Here is a 22079-nt window from a genome sequence, read left to right on the forward strand (position 1 = left end):
AAAGTTAGGGCGGCGGTCTTTCGACCACCGCCCGGTCGTATCGACAGTATACGAACTCAGAGCGTCCGGGTCACCATCTCGACGCGGAAGCACTCGATGATGTCGCCAACGCGCATGTCCTCGTAGTTCTGGAAGGCCATGCCGCACTCCTGGCCGCCCGGAACTTCCGCGACTTCGTCCTTGAAGCGCTTGAGGGTCTTCAGCGTGCCTTCATGGATGACGACGTTGTCGCGGATCAGGCGCACGCCCGCTCCACGCTCGACCTTGCCTTCGGTGACACGGCAGCCGGCGATCTTGCCGACCTTGGTGATGTCGAAGATCTCGAGGATCTCGGCATTGCCGATGAAGGTCTCGCGGCGTTCCGGCGACAGCAAGCCGGAAAGTGCTGCCTTCACATCGTCGACGAGGTTGTAGATGATCGAGTAGTAGCGGATTTCGATGCCCGCGGCCGCCGCGGCCGCACGTGCCTGCACGTTGGCACGGACGTTGAAGCCGATGATCGCGGCCCCCGAGGTCTCCGCCAGCGACACGTCGCTTTCGGTGATGGCGCCGGCGCCGGCATGAACGATGCGCGCACGCACCTCGTCGGTGCCAAGCTTGTCGAGAGCGGCGTTGATCGCCTCGATCGAACCCTGCACGTCGCCCTTGATGACCAGCGGGAATTCCTTCAACCCGCTCGTCTGCAGCTGCGACATCATCTGTTCGAGCGAGCCGCGCTGGCCGGCATGGCGAGCCACTGCCTTCTCGCGCGCCAGACGCTGGCGATATTCGGTGATCTCGCGGGCGCGGGCCTCGTTGTTGACGACAGCGAAGCGGTCGCCGGCTTGCGGCGTGCCCTGCAGGCCGAGCACCTCGACCGGCATAGCCGGCGGCGCCTCCTTGATCTGCTCGCCACGGTCGTTGACCAGAGCGCGCACCCGGCCCCACTCATTGCCGGCGACGAGGATGTCTCCCGGCATCAAAGTGCCGGTCTGCACCAGCACGGTGGCGACGGGACCACGGCCCTTGTCGAGCTGGGCTTCAATGACGACGCCCTCGGCGGTACGGTCCGGATTGGCCTTGAGGTCGAGGATTTCGGCCTGCAGCAGGATCGCTTCCAACAGCTTGTCGAGGTTGGTGCCCTTGGTCGCCGACACTTCGACGTCCAGCACTTCACCGCCCATCGATTCAACGAACACCTCATGGCGCAGCAGTTCCGACCGCACCTTCTGCGGATCGGCATCATGCTTGTCGATCTTGTTGATCGCCACGATGATCGGAACGCCGGCCGCCTTGGCATGGCTGATCGATTCGATGGTCTGCGGCATGACGCTGTCGTCGGCCGCCACCACCAGGATGGCGATGTCGGTCGCCTGAGCGCCGCGGGCGCGCATCGCCGTGAAGGCGGCGTGACCGGGCGTGTCGATGAAGGTGATCTTCTGACCGTTCTTCTCGACCTGGTAGGCGCCGATATGCTGGGTGATGCCGCCGGCTTCGCCGGAGACGACATTGGCATTGCGGATGGCGTCGAGCAGCGAGGTCTTGCCGTGGTCGACATGGCCCATGATGGTCACGACAGGCGGCCGCGACACCAGGTCCTCGGCATTGTCGGCAATGTTGAACAGGCCTTCCTCGATGTCGGACTCGGCGACGCGGCGGACCGTGTGGCCGAATTCGGTGGCGACCAGCTCGGCCGTGTCGGCGTCGATGATGTCGCCCGGCTTCAGGATCTGGCCCTGCTTCATGAAGTACTTGACCACATCGACAGCGCGCTCGGACATGCGCTGCGCCAGTTCCTGGATGGTGATGGTTTCAGGCAGGATCACTTCGCGCATAACCTTCTCGCGCGGCTCATTATGCATCGCGCGCTTGAATTTTTCCTGGCGGCGACGCATCGACGACAGCGAGCGGGCGCGCGCGTCCTCGTCGGAAAGCGCCGTGTTGAGGGTCAGCTTGCCGCGACGACGGTCTTCCTCGGCCTTGGTCGGCTTGGCCGGGCGCGCCACTTCGGGCGTAACCGGACGGCGTACCGGGGCGCCGGCGGCGGTGCGCTTCGGCTTGACCTCTTCCTCGTCGTCCGATGCCACAAGCTCGGCAGCCTGCGGCGCGCGGCGGCGCGCTTCTTCCTCGGCGCGGCGGCGGGACTCGGCCTCGGTCTGCAGGCGGGCTTCTTCCTCGGCCTGACGGCGCGCGGATTCCTCGCGCTCGCGCTTGCGGCGTTCCTCATCCTCGTTGCGGCGCTTGGCCTCTTCGATGGCGCGTTGGCGGTCCTCGACGTCGCGAACCTTGGAGCCTTCGAGCGCCCTGCGGCGCGCTTCCATTTCATTGCGCGACAGTTCGTTCAGCACCATGCCGCCGCGTTCGGCCGGCGGCGGCGGAGGCGGCGCCTTGGGCGCTTCCTGCACGACGGGGGCTGCCACTACCGCGGGCTTGGGCGTAAATACGGGTGCAGCCACCGGCTCCGGCTTGTCGCCGGGCATGGAGAATTTGCGCTTCTTGATCTCGACCTGGACCTGCTTGGTGCGGCCATGCGAGAAATTCTGTCGCACGACGCTCTGCTCGGTACCGGGGCGCTTCAGCGTCAAGGTCTTCTTCGGTGTAACACTCAACGTCTTATCGTCGCCCGATTTCGTATCGCTCATTCCATATCCTCTGCAGCATCATCTTCGTCAGCAACGGCCGCAAGCATTGCCAGATCGTCGGGGGTTCCGCCCCGATATCGGTCGAGCGCAACCATGCGCCTCTCAACCGCCTTGCCCGCGTCTCCCGCGAGAACGGCAGCATGTATCACATTTGTACCCCCCAATGCCAAGCTCAACTCGGCCTCGGAGAAAAGTTTGTAGGCAAGGACTGCCGGCCCGCCGAGGTGGACAGTTGCCCGCCGCGCCTGACTGATCTTGCGCACGCCATCGTCGGATGCCTCGGTCGCGTGGAGCACGAAAAGCGCCGACCCCGAGCGCACCGCGCTCTCGACCTTGGTTGCGCCGAGTGCGATCGAGCCAGCCTTGCGGGCAAGGCCAAGCATACCCAAAGCGGATCGTGCAAGCAGTCCGTCGACCATGCCGCCGAGATCGGGCGGCACGACGACCTGCGCCTTGAAGGCGCGGGCAAACAGGTTCTTCGCCGCCGCCTTGTCGATATGTAGGCGGTCGGCGCTCACCCAACAACCACGGCCGGGCAGATTTCTCTTCAGGTCAGGAACGACGGCCGAATCCGGGCCGACGACGAAACGGATCAGCTCATCCGGCTCGGCTTGCTTGCGCGTGACGATGCAGGTGCGATCGTTCATCTCGTCCTGGGGCGGGTTGTGTGCGATGCGGTTTCACCTCACGCACCAACGGCTTCGTCAGCCGGGACCTGTTCGGCTGCAAGCTCGTCTTCGGTGATCCAGCCGGCCTTGAGGCGGGCTGCCAGAACCATCTGCTCGGCGTCGGCGCGCGACACGCCGTGATTGGCGAGCACACCCGGGAATACCTTGGTCTCGCCGTCCTTGCGTTCCTTCCAGCCGGTCAGGTCGTCGGCGGCATAGCCGGCGAAATCCTCGATCGTCTTCACGCCATCCTCGCCGAGCGTCACCATCATGGCGGTGGTGACGCCAGGGATCTCGCGCAGTTCGTCGGTGACGCCCAGCGCCTTGCGCTTGTCGTCATGCTCGGCTTCGATCTTCTCCAGATATTCGCGGGCGCGGGTCTGGATCTCCGAAGCGGTGTCTTCGTCGAAACCGTCGATAGAGGCGATCTCGCCCGAATCGACGTAGGCAACTTCCTCGACGCTGGTGAAGCCTTCGGAGGCCAACACCTGGCCGACCATCTCGTCGACATCAAGGGCTTCCATGAACAGCGACGAGCGTTCGACGAATTCCTTCTGGCGGCGCTCAGACTCCTCGGCCTCGGTCAGGATGTCGATGTCCCAGCCGGTGAGCTGCGAGGCAAGACGCACGTTCTGGCCGCGACGGCCGATGGCCAGCGACAGCTGGTCGTCGGGAACCACCACTTCGATGCGCTCGGCATCCTCGTCGAGCACCACCTTGGCGACTTCCGCCGGCTGCAGCGCGTTGACGATGAAGGAGGCGGCCGAAGGCGACCACGGAATGATGTCGATCTTTTCGCCCTGCAATTCGCCGACCACGGCCTGGACGCGGCTGCCGCGCATACCGACGCAGGCGCCGACCGGATCGATCGACGAGTCACGCGAAATGACGGCGATCTTAGCGCGCGAGCCTGGGTCGCGGGCGACCGACTTGATCTCGATGATGCCGTCATAGATTTCCGGCACTTCCATGGTGAAGAGCTTGGCCATGAACTGCGGATGGGTGCGCGACAGGAATATCTGCGGGCCGCGCTGTTCGCGGCGCACGTCGTAGACATAGGCGCGGACGCGGTCGCCGTACTTGTAGTTTTCACGCGGGATCAGCTCGTCGCGGCGGATAATCGCCTCGCCACGGCCGAGATCGACGATGACGTTGCCATATTCGACGCGCTTGACGGTGCCGTTGACGATCTCGCCGATGCGGTCCTTGTATTCGTCATACTGGCGGTCGCGCTCGGCCTCGCGCACTTTCTGCACGATGACCTGCTTGGCTGACTGGGCGGCGATGCGGCCGAAATCCATTGGCGGCAGCTGTTCGGCGATGAAGTCGCCAAGCTGGGCGTCCGGATTGCGCTCGCGGGCCGAGGAAATGGCGATCTGGGTGGCGTAGTCGTCGACCTTCTCGACCACTTCCATCAGCCGCTGCAGCTTCATCTCGCCGGTGTTGGCGTTGATGTCGGCGCGGATGTTGGTTTCCTGGCCGTAGCGCGAGCGCGCGGCCTTCTGGATCGCATCAGCCATGGCGGCAATGACGATCGACTTGTCGATCGACTTTTCACGCGCCACCGCGTCGGCGATCTGCAGCAGTTCAAGTCTGTTGGCGCTTACAACCATCTTATTTCTCCCGAGCTTGTTGCCGAGCTTTTAGGCCCGGCCGCTCATCATAGTTCCTGTTCGATTTCGTCTTCCGCGCCGCCTTCAGCACCTTCGGGTGCATCATCAGCTTCGCCGCGGCGTTTCTTGGCTTCCTTGCGTTCCCGGTTGTCCTTCGAAAGGGCATCGCGAATAAGGTCGTCGGTGAGGATCAGCCGCACATCGGCGATCGCGTCATAAGGAATGCGAACCGTCGGCTCTTCCCCGTAGGCGGCCTTGTCGCGCTCGAGCAGCATGTCGTCTTCGCCGGCTTCGGCGATCTTGCCCTTGAAGCGCTTGCGGTCGGCGACCCGCACCGAGGTTTCCATCTTCACCAGATGGCCGGTCCAGGTGACGAAATCCGACTTGCGTACCAGCGGCCGGTCGATGCCCGGCGACGACACTTCGAGATGATAGGCCTTTTCGATCGGGTCATCGACGTCGAGCGCCGGCGACACAGCGCGGCTGACCTCTTCGCAATCCTCGACGGTCATGGTGCCGTCTTCGCGTTCGGCCATGATCTGCAGCGTCAGGCCGTTCTGGCCCGACAGATGCACCCGCACGAGACGGAAGCCAATGCCTCGCAACACCGGCTGAACGATCAGCGCGATGCGCGCATCGATACCGCTTTCGCGGATGATGCGGTCGTCGGCTTCGCTTGCCGTTGCAGTCATGCGGTTCCTGTCGTTCTCTGGATCAGGATGATCGTCGTCCCGAACCATCTCTTTGCTGATGGCTGACCGGCAGGTAATAAAAAAGAGCGGGACCGGGTGGACCCACTCTTCGTCATACCGACCAAGAATTTGAGGCTGATATAGACGATCCCGGCCGGTGTTTCAAGTCTGTTGACGGGCCGGGCAGAGTGCAGCCGGGGACGGCTGGCAGGATTGCGCGCGGCGCATGCCGGCTATGCGGTAACGGCCCTGTGATCCCGGATTTCACATCCCTATCTATGTTGCACGGCACAAATCAAAGATGAGCGCGCGGTGGCGCGCGAAAGGTCAAGACAATGAGCAACCGTACCGTGTTTTCCGCCATAGGCGACGCCTTTGCCCTGTTCGGCAGCGCCGTTGCCGCCTCGCGGGCCGTCGAAGCCGGCCGCAAGCCGCGCGCCAACGATCTGCGCCGGCTCGGCATGGACCCGACCGCTTTCGGCAAGATCGGCCGTTTCTGAAGCCAGACCGGCTGTCGATGCGGGACACTTTCCCGCATCGAACTATTTTCTGATGAAGGTGAGATAGGCCGGCCGTCGGCCCTCGCGAATGGCTTTCGCCTCGTAGCGTGTGCCCGGCCAGCCTTCATAGGGCCGATGCCAGTCGGCCCCATCTTGCGCCTGCCAGAGGAGCGCGCCATGCGCCCGGCAGTGCAACAAGGTCCAGTTCACATAGGTGTCGATGTCGGATGCGAAGCGGAATTTTCCGCCCGGCTTCAGCACGCGCGCGAACCGATCGAGGTTAAGCGGGCTGACAAAACGCCGCTTCCAGTGCTTTTTCTTCGGCCAGGGATCGGGGTAGAGCAGGTCGATGCCGTCGAGCGACGCCTGCGGCAACCAATCGAGCAGGCGCGTGGCGTCGTCGTCATAAACGCGAAGATTGGCAAGCGGCTTTTCCCGCACCGCCATCATCAGCTTGGCCATGCCGTTGACGAACGGCTCGACACCGATGAAGCCGGTCGCCGGTGCCTCCGTGGCACGGTGCAGCAGATGCTCACCGCCGCCGAAGCCGATTTCCAGCCGAACCGTTGAAACATCCGCTGAGAATAGCGCGCGCAATTCTGCCGGTGCCTGGACGGAGAGGTCGAGGCCATAGGCCCCAAGACCGCTTTCCAGCGCCGCCGCCTGCTGCGGGCGAATGGTCTTGCCGTGCCGGCGGCCGAAGAACCCTTCGGTCGCCCGGCTCCGCCTGTCCTGTGGATCCATGGCCTGGTCGCGCGCCGCGCTTAGATTGAGATGAGATTTGGGATTGAGATGAGATTTGGCTGAAATCTCATCTCAATCTAATCCTTTGTTGGAGCATGATCTTTTCCAAAAAACCGGTACCCACTTTTTGGAATCATGCCTAAGCAGCGATCGCGTCCTTGAGCGCCTTGGCCAGATCGGTCTTTTCCCAGGAGAAGGACCCGTCTCGGCCGGCCTTGCGGCCGAAATGGCCGTAGGACGAGGTCTTTGCGTAGATCGGCTTGTTGAGGTCGAGATGCCTGCGGATGCCGGATGGCGACAAATCCATCACCGTGCGCAGCGCTTCCTCGAGCTTGGCCTCGTCGACCTTGCCGGTGCCGTGCAGGTCGACATAGACCGACAGCGGCTGAGCAACGCCGATGGCGTAGGACAGCTGGATGGTGCAGCGGTCGGCGAGCTTGGCCGCCACCACATTTTTGGCGAGATAGCGCGCCGCGTAGGCGGCGGAGCGGTCGACCTTGGTGGTGTCCTTGCCGGAGAAGGCGCCGCCGCCGTGCGGGGCAGCACCACCGTAGGTGTCGACGATGATCTTGCGGCCGGTCAGGCCGGCGTCGCCGTCCGGCCCACCGATGACGAACTTGCCGGTCGGGTTGATGTACCACATGCAATCGTCGGCGATCTTGAGGTCGCCGAGCGCCTCACGGATGTAAGGCTCAACGACCTTGCGGACCTTCTTGGAATCCCAGGTCGCGTCGAGATGCTGCGTCGATAGCACGATCTGAGTCGCTTCGGCGGCCTTGCCATCGACATAGCGAACGGTGACCTGGCTCTTGGCGTCAGGCCCGAGCTTGCCGGCTTCGCCGTTGTTTTCGTGACGGGCAGCGGCGAGCAGTTCGAGAATCTTGTGGCTGTAATAGATCGGCGCCGGCATCAGGTCCGGGGTCTCGCGGCATGCATAGCCGAACATGATGCCCTGGTCGCCGGCACCCTCTTCGCCCTGGCGGTCGGCGGCGTTGTCGACGCCCTGGCCGATGTCGGGCGACTGGCCGTGCAGCAGAACCTCGATCTTTGCCGTCTTCCAGTGGAAGCCGGCCTGCTCGTAGCCGATTTCGCGGATCGCCTTGCGGGCGACCGACTTGAACTTGGCCGGGTTGACGACCGAATGCCCGGCGGCGTCCTTGAGGATGTTGCCGGCTTTGTCCCGCTTCAGCAGAGTATCGGGAACCCTTACTTCGCCGGCGATGACGACGCGGTTGGTGGTTGCGAGCGTCTCGCAGGCGACGCGGACTTTCCATGGGTCCATGCCGGTCTTCTTGGCCTCGCGATAGACCAGATCGACGATCTCGTCCGAGATGCGGTCACAGACTTTATCGGGATGACCCTCGGCCACGGATTCCGAGGTGAAGAAGTAGTTCTGCCGCGTCACGGGTGTCCCCTCTTGAAAAAACGATCGGCAGGGCTGCCGATTTTGGCGCGCCACGTGTTAACGGTGCCGGGCGCCGCTCGTCAAGCGGTGCCGCGGTTCTGGCATGAGTGCCGCAGCAATATATCTTGTACCACCGGCGGCTTGGCGCCGCCGGCAGTCGAGCCTCTGGGCTACTCGGGCCCGGGGATTACTGGGGCCAATGGGTCAATCGACCCACCGAATCACTCGGCATCTTCGGCAGAAAGGGACTTCACAAGGTCGATAATCCGGCGACGCACCTTCACATCCGCGATCTTGACGAACGCGCGGTTGAGCTGAAGCCCTTCCGGACTGCCGCAGAATTCGACGGCGAAAGCCATCGAAGTGTCCTCGGCAAATCCTCTATTACCCACCGGCTCCTGCCCTGGCGCATCCTCGAAAAAGAAGGCGACAGGCACGCTGAGTATCGAGGCTATTGCCTGCAGACGGCTGGCGCCGACGCGGTTCGTTCCTTTTTCATATTTTTGGATCTGCTGAAACGTAATACCGAGATTTTCACCAAGCTTTTCCTGGCTCATTCCAAGCATATTGCGCCGAAGGCGGACGCGACTTCCGACATGGATGTCGATCGGATTCGGTTTCTTCTTGTTTTCTTCTGTCATTTTTTCCTCGCCGAATTTTTCCGGCCTTTTCTATTTTTCTCGCCCAAACGAAGCCGGAGCCAACTGCCCCAACAGAAACACCAACCGACTTCGAGAAAATTAGGCGGTAACAGTATGAGTTTCTAATGTGTCGACTGTCAATTCACCCGTAGCCGTTGCCTTACGTTCAAGCTGAGGGCGATTGCGGCAAACACCAACATGATCAGCATTCCGTTAATGCGCCGCCCCGCGGCGGAGATGAAGGCTTGGCCGGAGATCGGCACCCGCACGTCGATGGCGCCACGTGCATCGACCGCCAATGCGTCGACGATGCGTCCCCGCGTATCGACAACGGCGGAAATGCCGTTGTTGGCGGCGCGCAACAGCGGCAATCCGTTTTCCACCGCGCGAATCTGAGCCTGCCTGAAATGCTGGTACGGCCCGGGCGTGTCGCCGAACCATGCGTCGTTGGTGACGTTCACAATAAGCTGGGATGACGTTGCGTCAACAGCCACAAGATCAGGAAAGATCACCTCGTAGCAAATAAACGGCAAGGCGCTGATGCCGCCGGGCAAAGCGATCGGATGGCGCTCGTTGCCGGCGGCGAAATTCATCGGCCCGGCGACGAGCTGTCCGATGCCGAAGCGGCTGAGCAGACCGGAAAACGGCAGATACTCGCCGAACGGCACCAGATGGACCTTGTCGACGGCATCAGCGATTTCGCCCTTGTCATCGATCGCCACCACCGAATTGTAGTAGCGGCTGTCGGCATCCGCCCCCGATCCGCGCTCCTCGCGCACGACGCCGGCAATCAGCATCTGACCAGGCTGCAGCATGTCGCCGAGCGCGGTCAGCGCGTCCGGACGCTCGGTGAACAGGAACGGTACCGAGGTCTCCGGCCACAGGATCAACTGCGGTTTGTCATGACCGGGGTCGGGCGCTGCGGCCGACAGGCCCATCATCGTGGCGAAGATGCGGTCGCGCACCGAGGCGTCCCATTTTTCGCTGAGGTCGACATCCGGTTGCACGATACGGACATCGAGAGTGCGGGTTGCCGGCTTGTCGGGGGTCGCGAGCCTGACATAGCCGAAGCCGGCATGGGCGGCGACGAGAATGGCAAGCAGGACCACACCGAGACGGACATGCCGGCGTGCTGCAAGCAAGGCCGGCATGGCGAAGACAAAGACCGCCAGCGCGTTCATGCCGACCATGCCGGTCACCGACACGCTTTGCATCAACAGCGGCACGGGCATCGCCGCATAACCGACGGCATTCCAGGGAAAGCCGGTGAACAGGAAGCCGCGCAGCCATTCCGTCAGGCCAAAAGCAAAGGCAAGGGCGGCAATGCGGCCAATGTCGTTGGTCCATAACAGCCGCGCGACGACGGTGGCGAAGCCGTAGAAAAATGCCAGCGCCAAAGGAATGCCGACGACCGCGAAGGGTAAGGCCCAGGCGAAACTGTCGGCCTCGACCAGAAGCGCCTCACCGATCCACCACAGGCCGGCGAGGAAATAGCCGAAGCCGAACCACCAGCCGATGGCAAAAGTCGGCCGCAGGCGCCTGAGCCAGCCGTCGGAAGCCTGGCCGGTGGCGCCGTCGAGCAGCCAGACCAGCAGTGGAAACGAGACGAAACAGACGGCGAAGAAATCGTAAGGCGCCTGGGCGAGCACCGCCAGCGCCCCGGCAAGAAACGCCACCAGCGCGCGCCGCCAGCCCCAAAGCAGAATTATCCGGCCGGCAAGGCGCTCCATACAGACTTCCCAGGTCGCGCGAATCAGGAGCCAAGATTTATCAGATTTATTGAAACGCGAACCGGCCGATCGCTGCGCTATCGGTGCCATCCCTCGATGGTGAGCCCGCTCAGGTGCTCGGCCTCCTCGCGCGGCACGGTGCGCAAGGTCTGGGTGAAGGTCCAGACATGGCCTTCGGGGTCGCGCGCCCGATACTGCCGTTCGCCGTAGAAATGGTCGGCAGGCTCCTCGACGATTTGGGCTCCAGCCGCCATTGCCCGCTCACAATGCACGTCCAGGCCGTCTTTCAGACGCACACAGACCGACTGAGTGTTCTTGCCGCCGACGCTTACCGGACTGGCAATATGATCGGCCCATTCGGAATCGACGATGATGTAGCCGTCGCCAAAGCGCATTTCGGCATGGACCAGCCGTCCGTCGGCGTCGCTGACCACCATGCTCGGCTCGAAGCCGAAGGCCGTTTCGAGCCATTTCAATGCGGCTGGCGGGTCCTTGTAGAAGACACCCGAGCCAAAGGTTGAGTGCTTGAAGGGATCGTCGATCGTCATCGGCCGGGCAACGTTCTGTCCTAGGCCTGCTCGGTGCGGGGGGCGGTCACGCGGCGGCGACGCTCGCCCTTCTGGTTCTGGACGATGCGCACCCGCTTGACGCGGCGCGGATCGGCGTCGAGCACGTGGAATTCGAAGCCGGGGATGGCTTGCACAACCTCACCACGCGCGGGCACGCGGCCCAGCGTGTTGAAGATCATGCCGCCGATCGTGTCGACATACTCGCCATGCTCGCCGGCGGTAAAGTCCTCGCCGATCATCTTGGCGACCTCGTCGATCTCGGCCTTGCCGTCGACGACGAATACGCCCTCGCCGGTCTGGGTGATCAGCGGCTCGTCCTCGTCATGCTCGTCCTCGATATCGCCGACGACCATCTCGACGATGTCTTCCAGCGAGGCGAGACCATCGGTGCCGCCATATTCGTCGATGACCAGCGCCATCTGGGTTCGCGTCGTCTGCATATGGCCCATCAGGTCGGAGGCAAGCATCGATGGCGGCACGAAAAGCACCGGGCGGATCAGATTGAGGTCGCCGATGGTGCGGCCGAGATCGACCTGGGCGAGGTCGAGAAGCGTCGTTGCCGGCGTCTTCCTGGATGTTCTGCCCTTCTTGACGCGGGCAACCTTGGTGATGTGGGCCAGCACGTCGCGGATGTGAACCATGCCGCGCGGATCGTCGAGCGTCTCGGAATAGACCGGCATGCGGGAATGGCCGGACTGCTCGAACAGACCGAGCAGATCGCCCAACGTCGTGGTGATCTCGACGGCCTCAATGTCGGCGCGCGGCACCATGACGTCCTCGACGCGTACCTCGCGCAGGCGCAATATGTTGTTGAGCATGGCGCGTTCGCCAGGCGAGAAAGACCCGGCATCGCTGGTCGTTTCGGCAAGCGCGCCGGCGATTTCCTCGCGCAGGCTGGTGCCGTTCCGCTGCCTGAAAAGGCCCAAGACGCGGTCGAACAGGGACGGACCGGCAGGCGATGGCTCGCTGGCAATGCTACCAGAAGCAGGGCTGCCGGAACTGGGACTCGGACTCGATCCCTCTTCCGTCGTATCGGAAGGCTTTGTCGCACTGCCAGCCTCGGGGCGGGCGGCAGTTTCTGGTTTGTCGTTCATCGTCGTCCGGTCAATTGGTCTTTTGTCATTACGTGTAGGGATCGGGAATGGCAAGCCTTGCGAGCGCCGAGCGCTCGATGGCTTCCATCTCCTCGGCCTCTGCATCGGTCTCGTGATCGTAGCCCAGCAAATGCAGCAGGCCGTGGACGACGAGATGGGTGATATGGTTCTCGAAGGGCTTGTCTTCCAGGGCGGCTTCGCGCGCCACCGTCTCGGCGGCCAGCACGATGTCACCCAGCATGGGCGGCAGCTTGCCACCCCTGGGGAACGGAAAAACCGGGAAAGACAAGACGTTGGTCGCCTTGTCCTTGCCGCGCCAGCCGGCATTGAGGGTACGGATATGGGCATCGTTGGAAAAGACGATGCTGAGTTCGGAAGGACCGGCAGCAGCGGTTTCGGCAAAGGCAGCCGACACGGCGCGATCGACCAGACGCGTCAGCGCCGCCTCATCGGGCCAGTCGCCGGCCTCGACCGACATATCGATCTCGACGGGAACCGAACTGTCCCCGCCGCCAGGTCTTATGTCTTCAGGCATGAGCCCGCATCGTCACATCAGCTCTCGGCGCCGAGGCCGCGTGCCAGCTTGGCGTCGCGGTCATAGGCCCTGACGATTTCGGCCACCAGCGGGTGGCGCACAACGTCGACATCGTTGAAGCGCACGGTTACCGCGCCGGCCACGCCGTCAAGGACACGCAAGGCTTCGACGAGGCCCGACTTGGTGCTTGGAGGCAGATCGATCTGCGTCGGATCGCCGGTGACGATCATGCGCGAATTCTCGCCGAGGCGGGTCAAAAACATCTTCATCTGCATCGGCGTGGTGTTCTGCGCCTCGTCGAGGATGACGGCGGCATGCGCCAGCGTGCGGCCGCGCATGAAGGCCAGCGGCGCGATTTCGATGACCTCGGCAGCGATAGCACGTTCGACCTTGTCGGCCGGCATCATGTCGTAGAGCGCGTCATAGAGGGGCCGCAGGTACGGATCGACCTTTTCCTTCATATCGCCGGGCAGAAAACCCAGCCGCTCGCCGGCCTCGACCGCTGGGCGTGACAGGATGATGCGCTCGACCATGCCGCGTTCGAGCAGCATCGCCGCATGCGCCACCGCCAGATAGGTCTTGCCGGTGCCGGCGGGGCCAATGCCGAAGACAAGTTCCGAACGCTCCAGCGCCCGCATATAGGCGTCCTGGTTGAGCGAACGGGCATAGATCGTCTTCTTGCGGGTGGAGATCTGGGCGGCCGAAACCTTGCCCTTGCGTTCCAGCGTCGGCAGCGTCAGCTGGTCGTCGGCGGCAATCGCCATGCGCACGGCGCCATCGACGTCGGACTGGCCAATATCGGTGCCCTTCTGGAGAATGCCGTAGAGATTGTCGAGCGCGCGGCGCGCCTGCTCGGCCGCCGAGGCCGAGCCCTTGATGGTGAGCTGGTTGCCGCGCGAGCGGATGTCGACGCCGAGCTTCTGCTCGAGCCGGGCCAGGTTCTCGTCGAACTGGCCGTACAGGGCGCTGGCAAGCTTGTTGTTGTCGAAAGTCAGAACGATGTGCGCCATGTCAGAGGCCCCGGACGTCTGGTTCTGGGGCAGAGTCTTCACTTCAGCAGCGCTCAACCGTCTCTCCTCATCTGCCGAGGCCATCAAGCCAACTCGGCGAACAGGCTATTGTAGCCCGTCTTCGTGATTCGCACCCGGATAATGTCACCGATTTCGCCGGCCTTTTCATCAACAATAACCGGCTGCAGCCAGGGCGAGCGGCCGACCTTCTGGCCGGCCTGACGGCCGGGCTTCTCGATCAGCGTGTCGATGGTGCTGCCGACCAGGCCCAGGCCGAAATCCTGCTGCTGCTTGAGCAACAATGCCTGCAGCTGTTGCAAACGTTCATCCTTGACCGCTTCCGGCACGTGATCGGGCATATCGGCGCCCGGCGTGCCGGGACGCGGCGAATATTTGAACGAGAAGGCCGAGGCGTAGTTCACCTGGCGCACCAGACCCATCGTCGCCTCGAAATCCGCCTCGGTTTCGCCGGGGAAGCCGACGATGAAGTCACCGGACAGCGCGATGTCGCCGCGGGCCGCGCGGATGCGCTCGAGCAGCGCCAGATAGTCCTTGGCCGTGTGCCTGCGGTTCATCGCCTTGAGGATGCGGTCTGACCCGGATTGCACCGGCAGGTGCAGATAAGGCATCAAAGCCGGGAGATCGCGATGGGCAGCGATCAATTCGTCGTCCATGTCGCGCGGATGGCTGGTGGTGTAGCGCAGCCGCGCCAGGCCAGGAATTTCGGCCAGCCGGAACAGCAGGCGACCAAGCCCCCATTCCATGCCATCCTCACCCTTGCCGTGCCATGCATTGACGTTCTGCCCCAGCAGCGTCACCTCGCGCACACCGGCATCGGCCAGCCGCTCGGCTTCGGCGACGATCTGCGCCACCGGCCGCGACACTTCCGAGCCCCTGGTATAGGGCACGACGCAGAAGGTGCAGAATTTGTCGCAGCCTTCCTGCACCGTGAGGAAGGCGGTGACGCCGCGCTTGATCATTTCGGCACGCTTCGGCTGCGGCAGATGCTCGAACTTGTCCTCGATGGCGTATTCGGTCTCGACGATCTTCTCGCCGCCACGCACCCGGGCCAGCACATCGGGCAGCCGGTGATAGGTCTGCGGGCCGATGACCAGATCGACAGCAGGCGAACGGCGGATGATTTCCGCGCCTTCGGCCTGCGCGACGCAACCGGCGACGCCGATCAGCATTTCGCGCCCAACTGCTGCGCGTTCAGCCTTCATGTCGCGGATGCGGCCGAGCTCAGAATAGACCTTTTCCGCCGCCTTCTCCCTGATATGGCAGGTGTTGAGCAGCACCAGGTCGGCGTCGGCGATGACATCGGTCGCGGTGTAGCCGTCGGCTGCCAGCGCATCGGTCATGCGCTGTGAGTCATAGACATTCATCTGGCAGCCATAGGTCTTGACGAAGACCTTTTTGGCCGAGGCGGACGCCACAGCAGCGCTTTGCAAGGCGCTGTCGGTTTCGTTCCGCTCTATCGTGTTCAAATCCATCCGGCGGCTTCTAACGCCTTTCCGTGACAAAAAACAGACGATTCTAGGTTGCGCTACCGACTCTGGCGCGGGTCGGCGAGCGCGGCCTGCATCATGGCGCGCACCTGGCTTTCCATCAGCCTCGACGTTTCCTTGCGGTTCGAGCCCTTGGAAAAGGCGATGGGCTCGCCGAAATGCACCTCGACGTCAATGGCGCCTTCGGCCATCAGCACCTTGAGATGCGGCATCAGGTCCTGATCGCCGATCCAGGCAGCGAGCGGCCGGTGGCGACGGCCGAGAGGCACGCCGTGCACCCGCGTGTAGGCAATCGCCAGCGGCTGGATGAAGACCTGCTCGGCCGCGCCTTCCGAAATCGCCATCGAGGCGGCGCCGAACAAGGTGCTCTTGAACGGCAGGATGGTGTTGCCGTCGCCGGTAGAGCCCTCGGCAAACAGCACCATGGCGTCGCCCTTGGCCATGCGGCTGGCGATCTCGCTGGCCTGGTCGCCAGCTGTCCGCTTGCGCTCGCGTTCGATGAAGACCGTACGCTGCAGTTTCGACAGCCAGCCGATCAGCGGCCATCCCTCCATGTCCGCCCGAGCGATGAAGGTCACATCGGCAAAGGAGCCCAGCACCATGATGTCGGTCCAGGAGATATGGTTCGAGGCGACCAGCAGCGGGCGCTGGCTGGACAGCGCACCTTTGACATGGATGCGCAGGCCGAGCGTCCGGACGATGAGGCTGTGCCAGGCCTTCAGAATGACCGTCTCACGCCAGATTCCAGTCTTCATCGACAGCAGCTGCAAAGGCACAAGGACCAGCGAACCGATGACAACGAGGCTCAGCGCCAGGAAAATCCTGATTTTTCCGATCATGCAGCTTGGCCCTGCCCCAAAACTTTGGCTAGCGAAGATCGCGGCGCATGACAAGCGCGCCGGTAGGACCATGTTCGGTCGAGCGGTAATAATTGGCGCGGTGGCCGACCTGGCGGAAGCCCAGCCGCCGGTAGAGGGCGATGGCAGCGACATTGGTCTCGTCGACCTCAAGGAACAGCGCCTCGGCGCGCTGCGCATGCAATTCGCGCAGTACGGCGTCCATCAATTGCCAGCCGAGCCCCTGGCGGCGATGCGAGCGCGCCACCGCCACGGTCAGAATCTCGCCCTCGCCGGCTGCAAGCCTGGCCAGCACGAAGCCGACCGGCGGCTTGGCGCCCTGGCCGATTTCGCGCGCGGCATAGCCGAACACGGTTTCCTGTTCGAGCAACGCGGCGAACTCGCCATCGGTCCAGGGCCGGACGAAATCCTCGCGGTGCAGCACCGACGCTGCCGGGCTGTCGGCGATGGTCAGCGGCTCGAGCGCATAGTCCCTGCGGCGCGGCTGGAGGAAAGGGATGCGCATCACTTTTCCTGCCTCAACAGGATGAACCCGGCCTGCGCCTTGGCATCGGCGCCGCGCAGATAGAGTGGCTTCGGCTTGTCGCCCTCGCCTTTTGCAGCGGCGAGCCGGGCGTAGACGGCAATGTCGGCGGTGGCAGCCGTCGGGCCGATATCGAAATCGCGACCGGCCGCGGCTGCGATCTGCACGGCGGCCGTGCCGGCAAGCACCGGACGATTGTCCGCCGCCATTCCCGCGGCTTGCGCAAGTGTGGTCACCGCCGGACCATAGCGCAAAATCGCTTCCGCATCGTAAAGCGCGGCATGGATTTCCTCGCGGCCGGCATCGAGAGCGGCCAGGACCGGGCGGCCGGGAAATGCCGCCCTCGCCTCGGCCGCCAGCGCCTCCAGTGTCGTTACCCCGATCGCCGGGATCTTCAGCGCCAGCGCCAGGCCGCGCGCCGCCGAGACGCCCACCCGCAGGCCGGTGAAGGAACCCGGACCGATGGAAACCGCAACGGCGCCAAGGCCGGCATAATCGGTGCCGTCCGCTTTCAGCGCTTCGTCAATGACAGCCATCAGGTGTTCGGCATGGCCTTTGCCGAGATCGAGTACCGAGCGGCCAAGTTCTCTGCCGCCCGATGCGTCATAGACACAAGCGGCGCAGAGATTGGCGGCACAGTCGATGGCGAGCAGTTTCATGGGCGACCGGTTCGAAAAACAGTCTCCCTCTGCCCGCCACGGCGCGCCGCCGCAAGAGCCAGCGCGTAAATTGTTAAGCGGCTTCGCTTCGGTGCAGGCCGGACGGCTTACGCCGCCGGCGCGATGCGCAGCATGTGGTTGTCCCAGACATAGTCGGGCTCGGAGCGCGTCGCGCCGCTGCCTTCGATGATTTCGCCGGCACCCGTGGTTGCCATGAAGCCCGGGCCGTCGGGCGCCAGGCCGCAGACCTCGACCAGCGCCTTGGTGGCGACGATCTTGCCGCTGGCGGCGTCGATGACGGCCAGCGAATTGCCTTCCGGCGAAGACACCGCGACCGTGCCGGCAATCGGGTTGGCGGCGACCGAGCCGATGTAATTCCGGAAGCCGGATAGCACGTCCTGCGGCATGTCGAGCAGCTGCAGCCCCTTGCCGCGCGTGGCGCGGCCGACCAGCGGTGGCCGCTCGGTGCCCGGCCCGCGGTACTGGCAGCCGAACCAGATGGTGCCTGTGGGGTCGGCATCCATGTGGCGAATCGACAGCTGGTGCAGAGCCGGCGGCAGTTCGTGCTTTTCGATGAGATCGCCGGTTGTGCGATCGACCAGCACATAGGACGGCTTCATGGTGGCGATGTTGAGCTCGGCGCGGCCATAGTCGGGATGGGTCTCGATGCCGCCATTGGCGATGGCGATCGTCCGGCCGTCTCCGAGCAGCAAGAGCTCATGCGGCCCCATGCCATAGGTCGGAAACTCGCCGATGCGGCTGAACTTGGCCCGTGCGTCGTAGATCCCGACCACGCCGGCGGCATTGTCGAAATTGTTTTCGGTGGCGTAAAGCAGCGCGCCGTCGGTGGAAAACACACCGTGGCCGAAGAAATGCCGACCGGTGATGCTGGCGATGGTCAGCGGCGGCTCGCGGCCGGCATGGTCGAAGACCACGGCGAAGGTGCCGGGTTGCCGGGCGAAGACCACGGAGCGCTTCGAGACCGGATCGAAGGTGACGTCGTGGCCACGGTCGGGCAGGTCGATCGCATGCAATACTTTTCCGGCTTCCGACAACACAGCGGCGCCAAAGCTGCCGTCGCGCTTGACGAAGGCGGTGGCAAAGACGGCATCGGCGGCAAGCGTGTCCGCCCAGGCCCGCGGCGCCATTGACGCGACCAAGCCGGCGCCGGCAGCCCTGAGAAAATTGCGGCGGTCGATCAGTGGCGTCCTCATGATCAGTCTCCGTCGAGCGAGGAGAAGCCGGCGGTCAGGCCGAACTCGGCGGTCAGCCTGGTGCCGATCAGGCCCGACAGGCTGGAGGTGATCAGCGCGAAATGCTCGAGTTTTCCGCGCTCCGCGGGATCGGCCAGCGTCTTGTCGATCGGACCCTGGATGGATTTGGCAGTGGCAACGCCATTGATGAGCTGGATATGGATGGATTCCGCCATCCATCTGCTATCCTCGGGCAGCGCGTCGCCGAGCTTCGAGGCCTGGAACAGCGCATCAATGCCGGAGAGGTTGCCGGCTAATGACAGGCCGGTGTTTTGCGACCGCCAGTAGATCGCCTGCCTTGGCTTGTCAGCCTCCGGCTTGGCGCCGAAAAAACCTTTGAGGCGCACGTCGCGGACCATTTCCAGCTCGTTGATGAAGACGCCGACCAGTTCGGTCACCGCTTCGGTGCCGTCGCGGTAAAGCGCATTGTCGGGTCCGGGATTAGCCCACAAGGCTGCAAAACCGTCCGGTTTTTTCCAGGCCGCGTCGACATCGGCCGCCATGGTCTCGATGTTCTTGGCGACTGCCGCGCCATAGGCGCAGCGATAGGGCTCGTCCTTGCCGACGAGCGTCTCGGCGCCGTCGCCGTAAAGCACGAACTCCAGCGCCCCTAATCCCTGCATCGCGACACTCTTGCCCGCCAGCTGCGCCGGATCGGTGGCGGTCGGATCCTTGCCGGCCAGCGCCGCCTGCACCTGCTTCAGGCCGATGCTCTTTCGGTCCGGCCAGTAGAGCATGCGCTCCAGCCGGTTGTTCTCCTTGATTGGCCCGAAGCCGATGATTTCAGCCGACGACCAGGCTGCGACCGTGGCCGAGAATCCGGCATGCGCGGCATCGAGGTTGCCCTGCGACGGCGCCTGGCAGAGCGCGTCCATGGCCTTCGCCAAGGTGCCGGCATGGCCATGCAGGCTGGCATAGGCGGGGCGGACAAATCCGTCGATCGCTCTTTGAATGACATCGGAGGCTTTCACCGAGGCCGATGCCGGGGACGCACCGAACAGAGCCAATGGGAGGAGTAGAACAGGCAAAACCCGCTTGAGCATCAGAATGACTCCAGGAATTTGATGAGAGCATCGCGGTCGGCCGTATTGGCGGCGGCAAAGCGATCGCGCGCCTTCTGCCCCTCGCCGCCATGCCACAGGATCGCTTCGGTAAGCGTGCGCGCACGCCCGTCATGCAGGAAGAAAGCGTTGCCGTTGACGGTCTTTGTCAGGCCGATGCCCCATAGCGGCGGGGTGCGCCATTCACTGCCCGTGGCATCGCCCACCGCCTGGCCGTCGGCAAGGCCAGGCCCCATGTCGTGCAGCAGAAAGTCGGAATAGGGCCAGATCAGTTGGAACGCCTGCGCCTTGTTCCCGCGCATGGTGACGAATTTCGGCGTATGACAGGCAATGCAGCCCATCTCGTAGAACAGCTTCTTGCCGGCGAGCACGGCGGGTGCGCCGACATCGCGCCGCGCCGGCACGGCCAGGTTCTGCGAATAGAAGGTGACGAGGTCCATCACCGGTGGTGGCGCCTCGACCGGGCCGAGCCGCTTCTGCACGCCATTGGGCATGTCGAGGCAGGCCTTTTCTGCGGCGGTGCAATCGCCCCAGTGACTGGGCTCTTCCGGCGTCGAAATGCCGATGTCGCCGGCAAAGGCGTCCGCCGCCTGCTGGGGGATCGATGCGGTCTGCGCCTTCCAACCGAAGCGGCCAAGCGTCAGTTGCCCGCTGCTGAGGTCACGCACCATGTTGGGCTTGCCGGAAATGCCGTCGCGGTCGTCGGGATCGGCATGGGCAAGGATGTCGGCCGGCGCGATCTGTTCGATCAGGCCAAGGCCGATCATGGGCGGGGTCAGACGTGGCGACAGCGTGGTGCGCGGGTCAAGCGGGCCGTAGCCAAGCCCGTCGACCGAATAGCTCGGCTTGCGCAGCGAAACGATGCTACCGTCGCCGAGCGTGACCTTTTCCTCGCGATAATCGACATACATGCGGCCTTCGCCCTTGAGGCCGGGCACCGCCAGTTCCTGCAACTGCGCGCCGTAGACCGGATCGGGGAAGTTCAGCACCTTGTGCGCGGCGATCTCGGTCTTTTCCTCGGCCGTGCTCGCATCGCGCGCCAGCCGCAGGAACATCGACGTGGTGCGGCTGTCGGCGGCCGGCGGGCGGCCGCGGCCATCCTTCAAATGGCAATTCTGGCAGGCGCGCTCGTTGAACAGGGGTCCGAGACCGTCCGAGGCCTGGGTCGAGGATGGCGACGACACCCAGTTCTTGCGGAAAAGCGCATTGCCGAGCTTGAAATTGCCCTGTTCCTCGAAGGTGATGTTTTCAGACGGTTGCGAGAAGGCGTCGCGGTCGACCTGCTTGCGCGACGTGCCGGCGCCGCCTTGCATCGTTTCGAAGGATTCGGGCTTGGAGAAATCATGGGTTGGCCTGGTAACGGCAAGGACGCGGGACCGGTCCTTCGGCGTCAGGTCGGTGCGGCTCGTGGCGAGGCCGACCGGTTCCGACGATCCGGCCAGGGCCGGGGCCAAAATTGCCGCCAGGATTACAACCGAAAGCCCACGAAACGCCTGGCATCGCGGGTTTTTGAGGAGCAGCGGGCCGTTAGCCCGCCCCAAGCGGCGCAGAATATCTAGGGGGCGCCGCATTCCTGCATGGTCCTATTCCGCCTCGTCCGCCGATGCGGCGTTGAGCTGGCCGTATTTTTCCTCGCCGATCGAGGCAAGGAGGTCGAGCTGCGTCTCGAGGAAGTCGATGTGACCTTCCTCATCCGCCAGCAATTCCTCGAACAGCTTCATCGTCACGTAGTCGCCGGCTTCGTTGCAGATCTCGCGCGAACGCTTGTAGGCGGTGCGTGCGTCATATTCGCCGGCGAGATCGGATTCGAGCACTTCCTTGACGTTCTGGCCGATGCGCAACGGCGCCACGGACTGCAAATTGGGATGCCCTTCGAGGAAGATGATACGGGCCACCAGCCGGTCGGCATGGTGCATCTCCTCGATCGATTCGGCGCGTTCCTTCTTTGCCAGCTTGGCATATCCCCAATCTTCGAGCAGGCGGAAATGCACCCAGTATTGATTGACGGCGCCAAGCTCCAGGAACAGAGCCTCGTTAAGCCGCTCGATGATCTGCGGTTCGCCTTTCATGGATTCTGCTCCCATATTGGACGCGCAGGCCTCTGACGCGATCCAGGTGTGAAACGATGTCCACGCCGCTCGCCTCCGAACGGGTGTGGTAATTTTCGGTGACCCGAATGATCGTTTCGACCACATTTGGGAAGCAGCCGCAACAGCGACCGCGCTTTTGCATCGTGTGATAGACCTTCGCCGGCACGATCAGTTGCCAGGGGTCCTGATCCAGCAGATCGACGATCGTCTGCTCAATCTCCTTTTCGGTGATGATGTTGCAATGGCAGATCAGCATGGATTGGCTCTGGCTGACGGCGCCCCTCCGCGCCGTTTGGCTGGTGGTTG

Annotated in this window: 22 protein-coding genes; 1 reads left to right on the top strand and 21 read right to left on the bottom strand. The window is 63.6% G+C overall.

Annotation, left to right across the window (positions count from 1 at the left end; translation table 11 throughout):
• Positions 1–56: 56 nt before the first annotated feature.
• From infB to rimP, 4 genes are read right to left on the bottom strand one after another with little or no spacing between them, the layout of a single operon-like run.
• Complete coding sequence (gene infB, locus NL532_RS31680; protein ID WP_023669557.1) at positions 57–2621, bottom strand: translation initiation factor IF-2; 2565 nt, start codon at positions 2619–2621, stop codon at positions 57–59.
• Complete coding sequence (locus tag NL532_RS31685) at positions 2618–3268, bottom strand: RNA-binding protein (protein WP_023726862.1); 651 nt, start codon at positions 3266–3268, stop codon at positions 2618–2620. Before NL532_RS31685 ends, infB begins: the two co-directional genes overlap by 4 nt.
• A 38-nt stretch (positions 3269–3306) precedes the next feature.
• Positions 3307–4902 carry a transcription termination factor NusA gene (nusA, locus tag NL532_RS31690; protein WP_023669555.1) on the bottom strand — a complete coding sequence of 532 codons (1596 nt, stop codon included), beginning with the start codon at positions 4900–4902 and terminating at the stop codon, positions 3307–3309.
• Positions 4903–4949: 47 nt separating this feature from the next.
• Positions 4950–5594, bottom strand: a complete 645-nt coding sequence (gene rimP / locus NL532_RS31695; RefSeq protein ID WP_023828450.1) for a ribosome maturation factor RimP — start codon at positions 5592–5594, stop codon at positions 4950–4952.
• A 335-nt stretch (positions 5595–5929) separates the two neighbouring features.
• Here rimP and NL532_RS31700 point away from each other — a divergent pair, with 335 nt between their 5' ends.
• Positions 5930–6094, top strand: a complete 165-nt coding sequence (locus tag NL532_RS31700; RefSeq protein WP_023669553.1) for a hypothetical protein — start codon at positions 5930–5932, stop codon at positions 6092–6094.
• Positions 6095–6136: 42 nt separating this feature from the next.
• Here the strand turns inward: NL532_RS31700 and trmB are convergent, their stop codons facing one another.
• The 17 genes from trmB to NL532_RS31785 all read right to left on the bottom strand — a co-directional run bounded on the left by trmB (position 6137) and on the right by NL532_RS31785 (position 22029).
• Positions 6137–6838 carry a tRNA (guanine(46)-N(7))-methyltransferase TrmB gene (gene trmB, locus NL532_RS31705; protein WP_023823757.1) on the bottom strand — a complete coding sequence of 234 codons (702 nt, stop codon included), beginning with the start codon at positions 6836–6838 and terminating at the stop codon, positions 6137–6139.
• 139 nt (positions 6839–6977) lie between these two features.
• Positions 6978–8243, bottom strand: coding sequence for a methionine adenosyltransferase (gene metK, locus NL532_RS31710; protein ID WP_023669551.1), 1266 nt, complete (start codon positions 8241–8243; stop codon positions 6978–6980).
• Between the two features lie 221 nt (positions 8244–8464).
• Entirely contained in the window at positions 8465–8884 is a 420-nt protein-coding gene (locus tag NL532_RS31715) for a helix-turn-helix domain-containing protein (protein WP_023669550.1), read from the bottom strand.
• A gap of 137 nt (positions 8885–9021) precedes the next feature.
• Positions 9022–10614: an apolipoprotein N-acyltransferase gene (gene lnt / locus NL532_RS31720; RefSeq protein WP_023746680.1), complete on the bottom strand. Its 1593-nt coding sequence runs from the start codon at positions 10612–10614 to the stop codon at positions 9022–9024.
• A 77-nt stretch (positions 10615–10691) separates the two neighbouring features.
• Positions 10692–11162 (bottom strand): VOC family protein, encoded by a 471-nt coding sequence (locus NL532_RS31725; RefSeq protein ID WP_023746679.1) that lies wholly within the window; start codon positions 11160–11162, stop codon positions 10692–10694.
• A 20-nt stretch (positions 11163–11182) separates the two neighbouring features.
• Entirely contained in the window at positions 11183–12277 is a 1095-nt protein-coding gene (locus tag NL532_RS31730) for a hemolysin family protein (RefSeq protein WP_023682011.1), read from the bottom strand.
• Between the two features lie 28 nt (positions 12278–12305).
• Positions 12306–12812, bottom strand: a complete 507-nt coding sequence (gene ybeY / locus NL532_RS31735) for an rRNA maturation RNase YbeY (RefSeq protein WP_023828451.1) — start codon at positions 12810–12812, stop codon at positions 12306–12308.
• 17 nt (positions 12813–12829) lie between these two features.
• Complete coding sequence (locus NL532_RS31740) at positions 12830–13822, bottom strand: PhoH family protein (protein WP_027049340.1); 993 nt, start codon at positions 13820–13822, stop codon at positions 12830–12832.
• 83 nt (positions 13823–13905) lie between these two features.
• Positions 13906–15315 carry a tRNA (N6-isopentenyl adenosine(37)-C2)-methylthiotransferase MiaB gene (gene miaB / locus NL532_RS31745; protein WP_023688746.1) on the bottom strand — a complete coding sequence of 470 codons (1410 nt, stop codon included), beginning with the start codon at positions 15313–15315 and terminating at the stop codon, positions 13906–13908.
• Between the two features lie 53 nt (positions 15316–15368).
• A complete protein-coding gene (olsA, locus tag NL532_RS31750; RefSeq protein ID WP_023696735.1) occupies positions 15369–16169 on the bottom strand; it encodes a lyso-ornithine lipid O-acyltransferase in 801 nt (266 codons plus the stop codon).
• Positions 16170–16197: 28 nt separating this feature from the next.
• Positions 16198–16692: a ribosomal protein S18-alanine N-acetyltransferase gene (rimI, locus tag NL532_RS31755; RefSeq protein ID WP_023669542.1), complete on the bottom strand. Its 495-nt coding sequence runs from the start codon at positions 16690–16692 to the stop codon at positions 16198–16200.
• The gene (tsaB, locus tag NL532_RS31760) at positions 16692–17369 is read right to left on the bottom strand and encodes a tRNA (adenosine(37)-N6)-threonylcarbamoyltransferase complex dimerization subunit type 1 TsaB (protein ID WP_023669541.1); all 678 of its coding nucleotides are present in this window, start codon (positions 17367–17369) and stop codon (positions 16692–16694) included. Before tsaB ends, rimI begins: the two co-directional genes overlap by 1 nt.
• 107 nt (positions 17370–17476) lie before the next feature.
• Positions 17477–18583 (bottom strand): DUF1513 domain-containing protein, encoded by a 1107-nt coding sequence (locus tag NL532_RS31765; RefSeq protein ID WP_023688748.1) that lies wholly within the window; start codon positions 18581–18583, stop codon positions 17477–17479.
• Positions 18584–18585: 2 nt separating this feature from the next.
• A complete protein-coding gene (locus tag NL532_RS31770; RefSeq protein ID WP_023730920.1) occupies positions 18586–19665 on the bottom strand; it encodes an imelysin family protein in 1080 nt (359 codons plus the stop codon).
• Positions 19665–21254, bottom strand: a complete 1590-nt coding sequence (locus NL532_RS31775; RefSeq protein ID WP_023755166.1) for a di-heme oxidoreductase family protein — start codon at positions 21252–21254, stop codon at positions 19665–19667. The genes NL532_RS31770 and NL532_RS31775 overlap by 1 nt, the downstream gene beginning before the upstream one ends.
• A 12-nt stretch (positions 21255–21266) precedes the next feature.
• Positions 21267–21752, bottom strand: coding sequence for a bacterioferritin (gene bfr / locus NL532_RS31780; RefSeq protein WP_023669537.1), 486 nt, complete (start codon positions 21750–21752; stop codon positions 21267–21269).
• On the bottom strand, positions 21718–22029 hold the full coding sequence (locus NL532_RS31785) for a (2Fe-2S)-binding protein (RefSeq protein WP_023669536.1): 312 nt from the start codon (positions 22027–22029) through the stop codon (positions 21718–21720). The genes bfr and NL532_RS31785 overlap by 35 nt, the downstream gene beginning before the upstream one ends.
• Positions 22030–22079 lie beyond the last annotated feature (50 nt).

The organism is Mesorhizobium sp. C120A, from assembly GCF_030323105.1.
Lineage (GTDB): Bacteria > Pseudomonadota > Alphaproteobacteria > Rhizobiales > Rhizobiaceae > Mesorhizobium.